Source organism: bacterium (assembly GCA_030247525.1).
In the GTDB taxonomy this organism is placed as follows: domain Bacteria; phylum Electryoneota; class JAOADG01; order JAOADG01; family JAOADG01; genus JAOTSC01.
Genome location: JAOTSC010000177.1, coordinates 1 through 6,573, shown reverse-complemented (window position 1 = coordinate 6,573; position 6,573 = coordinate 1). Strand labels below are relative to the sequence as shown.

Annotated in this window: 8 protein-coding genes; 6 read left to right on the top strand and 2 right to left on the bottom strand. The window is 50.2% G+C overall.

Annotated elements, in window-relative coordinates:
• From OEM52_12945 to lgt, 6 genes are all read left to right on the top strand, one after another.
• Window positions 1–625 (top strand): hypothetical protein (locus tag OEM52_12945; protein ID MDK9701047.1); only part of this gene is annotated, 625 nt, incomplete at its 5' end.
• Window positions 613–1,374, top strand: a complete 762-nt coding sequence (locus OEM52_12940) for a polyphenol oxidase family protein (protein MDK9701046.1) — start codon at window positions 613–615, stop codon at window positions 1,372–1,374. The genes OEM52_12945 and OEM52_12940, both read left to right, overlap by 13 nt.
• 66 nt (window positions 1,375–1,440) lie before the next feature.
• Window positions 1,441–2,967: a YifB family Mg chelatase-like AAA ATPase gene (locus OEM52_12935; protein ID MDK9701045.1), complete on the top strand. Its 1,527-nt coding sequence runs from the start codon at window positions 1,441–1,443 to the stop codon at window positions 2,965–2,967.
• Between the two features lie 28 nt (window positions 2,968–2,995).
• The gene (locus tag OEM52_12930; GenBank protein ID MDK9701044.1) at window positions 2,996–3,820 is read left to right on the top strand and encodes an NAD+ synthase; all 825 of its coding nucleotides are present in this window, start codon (window positions 2,996–2,998) and stop codon (window positions 3,818–3,820) included.
• Window positions 3,798–4,505, top strand: a complete 708-nt coding sequence (gene rsmI, locus OEM52_12925; protein MDK9701043.1) for a 16S rRNA (cytidine(1402)-2'-O)-methyltransferase — start codon at window positions 3,798–3,800, stop codon at window positions 4,503–4,505. Before OEM52_12930 ends, rsmI begins: the two co-directional genes overlap by 23 nt.
• Window positions 4,506–4,507: 2 nt before the next feature.
• Window positions 4,508–5,320, top strand: a complete 813-nt coding sequence (gene lgt, locus OEM52_12920) for a prolipoprotein diacylglyceryl transferase (GenBank protein ID MDK9701042.1) — start codon at window positions 4,508–4,510, stop codon at window positions 5,318–5,320.
• Window positions 5,321–5,399: 79 nt separating this feature from the next.
• Here the strand turns inward: lgt and bshB1 are convergent, their stop codons facing one another.
• Window positions 5,400–6,122, bottom strand: coding sequence for a bacillithiol biosynthesis deacetylase BshB1 (gene bshB1 / locus OEM52_12915; protein ID MDK9701041.1), 723 nt, complete (start codon window positions 6,120–6,122; stop codon window positions 5,400–5,402).
• Window positions 6,115–6,573: hypothetical protein (locus tag OEM52_12910; protein ID MDK9701040.1), on the bottom strand; the 459-nt coding region annotated here is incomplete at its 5' end. The genes bshB1 and OEM52_12910, both read right to left, overlap by 8 nt.

The window sequence follows — 6,573 nt, the reverse complement described above, 5'->3', positions numbered from 1 at the left end:
CCTCTTCTTCCAACTGGAACCTTCCGGTTTTTTTCATGTTCATCTTCGGATGACCGGACACCTCGAATATGGTTTACAACAACCGGATTACACGCGCTTCGTTCTCCAATTTGCCAAAACCCGAAAACGCTTGTGGTACGCCGATTCGCGGACACTCGGCCGTCTCGCATACTATGAATCGATACCGGAAGATATCGCTGCGCTCACCGATGCAGTGAACGATTCCTACGATGAAAAATTGCTGTACGAGAAATTTCAAGCCCGGAAGTGTGCGCTCAAAGATGTACTACTCGATCAATCATTTCTTGCTGGAATCGGGAATATCTATGCCTGTGAAATTGCTTTCCGGGCGCGGGTTTCGCCATATCGAATTGCCGAGCGGATAACGAAACCGGAAACGAAGCGGATCTATCGTGAGATAATTGCGGTGCTGCAGGAAGCGGTCGCGGCGGAAGGAACGACCTTCTCCGATTTTCGCGGCGCCGATGGGAAACCGGGTAATTTTCAATCGCAACTCACCGTGTACGACCGTGCTGGCGAGCCATGTCACACTTGCGGTTCCGCGATTCAGAAAGATATGTATCACGGTCGCGGCACCTACCATTGTCCCAAATGTCAAAAGTAACCTCGCCACTGAATCGAGTGTTTCCCGGATTGCCACTGTTGGAATCTCAGGAGAAGATTTCGCTTGGATTTTCTCAACGCGAAGATGGCGGCATGTCCTTCAATCGCCTACCAGTTTCCGAATGCACTCGTAATCGCGAACGATTCTTTCAATCGCTCAATCTTGCGCTCACACAAACGGTTTGGGCGGAATTAGTCCACGGAAATCACGTCGAAACTGTAACAGCGACCGATGCCGGACGAGGTGCATACTCGCCGCAAACGGCGATTCCCGCTACCGACGGACTATGGACGATGGCAAAACATCTCGTGCTATGTACAACTCATGCCGATTGCATTCCGCTGTACTTTTTTGCGCCGGAAGTTCATGCTGTTGGCGTTGCACATTGCGGTTGGCGCAGTATTGTCGCAGGTTTACCAGAAAACATGATTGCTGCTGCGCACAAAGAATTGGGCGTTTCTCTGGAATCTATTCGTATCGGCATTGGTCCCGGAATTCGTACTGATTGTTTTGAGGTGAGTGAAGAGATTCTCGACTCCTTTCCTCCCACTGCTATCATACATCGTGATGGCAAGTGGTATGTCGATTTAATCGCGACCATCCAAACGAAGCTTGCATACATCGGGATCAAGCCTCAACAAATTGAAGATTCCGGGATCTGTTCCCGTTGTACTCCCGTGTATTCTTCTTATCGACGAGACCGAATCGCCGTCGAGCCCGCCGTTGCTTTTATTCAGTTAAATGATTGATTGCGTTGCATAAGATTTGAAACTGCCGTATTTTCCATCGAATCTAATCACAATACGGTTGACCTCATGCTCGGACAAGCCCTATCCGCCGCTTTGAGCGGCATCGACGCCCAACCAATCGAAGTGGAAGTACACCTCGAACCGGCGCTCCCGAATGGAATTGTAATAGTCGGATTGCCCGACCAAGGCGTTAAGGAGGCGAAAGAACGAGTCCCCGCTTCCATCAAAAACTCTGGCTACATTTTTCCTCTGAAACGCATCATCGTGAATTTAGCTCCGGCTGATCTCCGCAAAGAAGGGCCTGTGTTCGATTTACCGATTGCCTTATCGATCTTGGCGGCAAGCGGACAAATCCGCGGCGAACGGCTAACCGAACTTGTTGCCGTCGGTGAATTGGCGTTGGAGGGAAAAGTTCGGCCGGTGCAAGGCGTGTTATCGATTGCACTCATGGCGCGGCAACAAGGCCTCCGTGGGGTTCTCGTCCCTGAGGAAAATGCGAAAGAAGCGGCGATGATTTCTGGGATCGAAGTGTATCCGGTGGATTCGCTGCAAACCGCTGCCGAGTTTTTGAATGGCATGCAGGCAATTCAACCGGTACAAATCGACCGCGACGCATATTTTCGCGAAGCCCGGGTATTCGATGTTGATTTATCGGAAGTGAAGGGACAACATACTGCAAAACGCGCACTTGAAATCGCGGCTGCTGGTGGACATAACCTACTGTTCATCGGGCCGCCCGGTTCAGGCAAAACAATGCTGGCAAAGCGTTTACCGACGATACTCCCGCAATGGAGCTTAGAGGAAGCACTCGAGGCAACACGTATTCATTCGGTAGCCGGACAGCTCTCCGCGCATACGGCAATACTTCCCGCCCGCCCCTTTCGCAATCCCCATCACTCGATCAGCGACGCCGGCTTGGTTGGCGGTGGTGCGATACCACGTCCTGGCGAAGTATCGCTCGCACACCACGGTGTGCTCTTTCTCGACGAGTTTCCGGAGTTTTCAGCGGGAGTATTAGAGCTTCTCAGACAACCACTCGAAGATGGGAAGATAACTATTTCACGTGCTCAGTCTTCTCTCACATTTCCGTCGCGATTTATGATGGTCGCTGCCATGAATCCTTGTCCCTGCGGGTTTCTCGGCGACCGTAAAAAGGAGTGTCGGTGTACTCCAGCCGAGGTCATGCGTTACCGCAGAAAACTTTCCGGCCCATTACTCGACCGCATTGATCTACAAATCGAAGTGCCGGGAGTTACCCCGGAAGATTTGGCGCAAATGTCTCCCGGCGAAAGCTCCGATGTTGTACGAACCCGCGTCCAGACAGCGCGTACCCGCCAGCTCGAACGCTACCACGGGAAACGCGGAGTCTATCGCAATGCTGATTTAGGCTCGCGGGATTTACAGAAATACTGTGAACTCGACCAATCCGGACTTACCTTGTTGCGGGAAGCATTTACAAGATTGAACTTGTCGGCGCGCACGCACGACCGGATTCTTCGCGTTTCCCGTACTATAGCCGATTTAGCGGGAGCAGAGAAAATCACGCCCGCTCACATCGCTGAAGCAATCCAGTATCGTTGTTTAGACCGGTAAATTATTCAATTTGGATTTCGTAAAGACAATGTCGTTACCGTTACCGCCCACGTTGCATTTTCCAACGTTGTCGCGCTTATTAGTTTCGTTTCTGCGCGAAGAAACAACCCGTGTTGGCTATCAAAAAGCCGTCGTCGGTTTATCCGGCGGCATCGATAGCGCCGTGGTAGCAGCGCTGATGGTGCAAGCGTTTGGCAGTGAGAACTGTCTCGGTGTTATGTTGCCCTATAGAGGCTCCTCGCCTGCCAGCGAAGCCGATGCCCGGCTTGTCGCAGATGCGATCCACCTTCCGGTGACTCGCATTGAGATAACACCGATGGCGGATGGATACATTAGCGATGAGATGAGTGCATTACGCAAAGGAAATTTGTTCGCCCGGTTGCGAATGGCGGTGCTCTTCGATATCGCGATGCGCGAACAAGCGCTTGTTATCGGCACTTCGAATAAAACCGAAATTCTGCTTGGGTATTCGACATGGTTCGGCGATGGCGCGTGGTCGCTTGGCCCGATTGGCGATTTGTACAAATGCCAGATTGTTGCATTGGCGAAACAGTTGAATCTTCCCCCTGTGATTTGGGAAAAACCACCCACCGCCGATCTTTGGGATGGTCAAACCGATGAAAACGAGCTCGGTTTTTCTTACGACGATGCCGACCGCTATCTCTACCACCGAGTCGATTTACGATTGTCAATGGATGAGTTGATTCAGAGCGGTTTCCCGGCAGCGATTGCGAAAAGTATCGAACGCCGTATCGCTACCTCCCATTACAAACGGGTATCGCCGCCTATTGCGAAAATTCAAAATCGCTCGGTAGGAACCGATTTTTTGTATGCCCGCGATGCCGGATCTTGAACCGAATGTAAATGGTCGCTTAGTATTAGTACCGACTCCGGTCGGTAATATGGGCGATCTCACGATTCGCGCGAAAGAGGTGTTGCAAGCTGCCGAAGTCATCGCTGTTGAAGACCCCAATCATTCCCGCTACCTCCTCAGTCAATTAGGGATTACGGCTCCCGTCATTTGTTATCATGAACAAGGTGATTACAGTCGGCGGTTAGAAAGGCTACTCAACGAATTGCGAGCGGGTAAACTGGTAGCTGTTATCTCGTCGGCGGGCACCCCCTCGATCAGCGACCCCGGTTTTTCCATTGTTCGAGCGGCATTGTCGGAGAACATTCCAGTCGAGTGTCTGCCCGGTGCTACGGCACTTATACCAGCTCTGGTTATTAGTGGTTTGCCGGTGCATCGGTTTGTTTTCGAGGGATTTTTACCAAGGACTGGTAAACAGACGAGATTACTCGAAATCGCAAATGAGCGAAGAACTGTCGTATTGTATGAGTCACCGCAACGCCTGCAAAAACTTCTCACCGAGTTAATCGCAGTCTGCGGAACAGAGCGTCGTTGCTGTGTTGTACGGGAGCTGTCGAAAAAATTTGAAGAAACGGTTCGCGGGACACTCGGCGAATTACAAGCAGTTTTTGAGAAGAGGGTAGTGAAAGGGGAAATTGTAGTGGTACTTGCAGGAAAGCCGGATTAACTATGCACTCGGAACTATTTCGGATCGGCCCATTTGCACTGCATAGTTACGGTTTGATGGTCTTTCTCGGATTCGCATTCGGCATTTGGCTATCGGCCCGCCGCGCGGATAATCGTGGTTTCTCGCGTGAAATTGTCTACGATGCATCGCTTTGGATTTTAATCTCTTCGCTGCTTGGCGCACGTTTTCTCTATATCGTCACTCACCTCGACGATTTCCGGGGACGATGGCTCGATACAATTAGCCCCATTCAAAGTGATGGTACAATCGGTATTGCCGGCTTGGTGTTATTGGGTGGGGTTATTTTTGCAATTGCTGCACTAATACTATATTCCCGCCTCAAAAAAATTCCGCTCTTTACATTAACCGATATTCTTGTTCCCGGATTGGCGGTCGGAGAGTTTTTCGGGAGAATCGGATGCTTCCTCAACGGATGTTGTTTTGGTCTCCCCTCTCATCTTCCATGGGCAGTCGTGTTTCCATCTACTTGTCCAGCAGGAGCGCAGTTTCCCGACACTCCTGTACAGCCAACCCAGTTATATATGTCACTCGCCGCGTTGCTCACAGTGTTTGTTTTGTTGTATGCCGAGCGGTGGCTCAAGAAACCGGGGCAATTGTTTGGTTTGTATCTTACTATTTACGGTCCGGTACGAATTCTTATTGAGTCGATCCGATGGTATGAATCGAGCATGAAACCATTTTCCGATTTGGGTTCCGCGGTGACTGTTTCCCAGATGTTATCGGTTGGAATATTTCTCGGCGGATTGTACTTACTGCGCCGCAAGCAACCGGTAACGAAGAAACGAAAGAAGTAGTCGAATCGAGCAAAATAAAGAACCGCGATGTACAGGATCGCGGTTTTTCTTTGTATCTAATTGTATTGTAACCGGAGGCTTATACGTGTCTTTTCGATTCGGGGAAGAGTGTCATGAGATCGAGCACTGGTAACGGTCCACGGTGCCAGAACGATTCCCCATACTTCACTCCGATTTTGAAGCCATTATTTCTGCCGCGCGCTTCTATCCCCTCCAAAAAATCCGATGAAGCAATCCAAGTTTCTGGCTCTTGGGAATTCGGATCGTGAAACTGCGACTGAAAGCAACGCATTGCTGCCATCCTCGTTTCCCACGTGTCCGTTACATCGACAATAAAAGTAGTTTTCTGCTCCCACGCTTGATGAAAAGCAAACTTGAGTTGAGGACGATGTGGTACATTCCCATCAACAATTTTTGTTAATCCTGCCAGAAAACTTGCTTGCTCGCACAATCTACCGCAAGCGCCATGGTCGGGATGACGATCTTCAGGATAAGGATACATGAGTATTTTCGGTTGATGACGTCGAATCGCCGAGATAATCGCCAGTTTCTGCGTTTCACTGGCATCACTGATCCTACCATCGGGTAAACCGGCATTTTCGCGGATTGTTACGCCCAATACTTTCGCAGCGGCGGAAGCTTCTTGTAACCGTTGTTCCGGTGTTCCACGGGTACCTAACTCGCCGCGAGTAAGATCGAAGAGTGCGACAGTTTTTCCCGCATTGACGTATTTCGCAACCGTTCCAGCACACGCCAGCTCGACATCATCAGGATGTGCCGAGACAACCAATACATCAGCCATTTGTTTGCTCCCGTACTATTATTACGCCGTTTGCCCGATTCGCCGAAAATAACGCATGCATTTCCGCAATTCCCTCATTGCCCCACTCCATAACTGCTTCCAATAAGGTTTTTCGACGTTCTTGGGGTTCGCCGCCGATGCCCAATTCCATCCGGGCGTGATGCCAGCGCTTCTTACGATTGCCGCTCTTTTCGTCGTAAAAACGTTTACCAATTTCAAGCTGCCGGTTCATCTGATAGTGAATTTTCTCGAATCCTTTATCGAGCGCGTCTTGCAAATGTGCAGGCAAATCCCCGCCTAACTGGAATTGCATATCGGCGATTTGATCGCGAAGCTTTGCGAACCGCTCCCAATTATCGTTAGAGTCTATGAATGGTTCGTTCTCGTTTAAAATTTCTTCCAGCGAGAAATCTTCGAATTTTTTACGTAAGATTGTTAGTGATGGACGAAG

What these genes read in the sequence shown, in the direction of transcription:
- OEM52_12940 (MDK9701046.1), top strand. Translation starts at nt 613, where the DNA reads ATGTCAAAAGTAACCTCGCCACTGAATCGAGTGTTTCCCGGATTGCCA.
- OEM52_12935 (MDK9701045.1), top strand. Translation starts at nt 1,441, where the DNA reads ATGCTCGGACAAGCCCTATCCGCCGCTTTGAGCGGCATCGACGCCCAA.
- OEM52_12930 (MDK9701044.1), top strand. Translation starts at nt 2,996, where the DNA reads ATGTCGTTACCGTTACCGCCCACGTTGCATTTTCCAACGTTGTCGCGC.
- rsmI (MDK9701043.1), top strand. Translation starts at nt 3,798, where the DNA reads ATGCCCGCGATGCCGGATCTTGAACCGAATGTAAATGGTCGCTTAGTA.
- lgt (MDK9701042.1), top strand. Translation starts at nt 4,508, where the DNA reads ATGCACTCGGAACTATTTCGGATCGGCCCATTTGCACTGCATAGTTAC.
- bshB1 (MDK9701041.1), bottom strand. Translation starts at nt 6,122, where the DNA reads ATGGCTGATGTATTGGTTGTCTCGGCACATCCTGATGATGTCGAGCTG.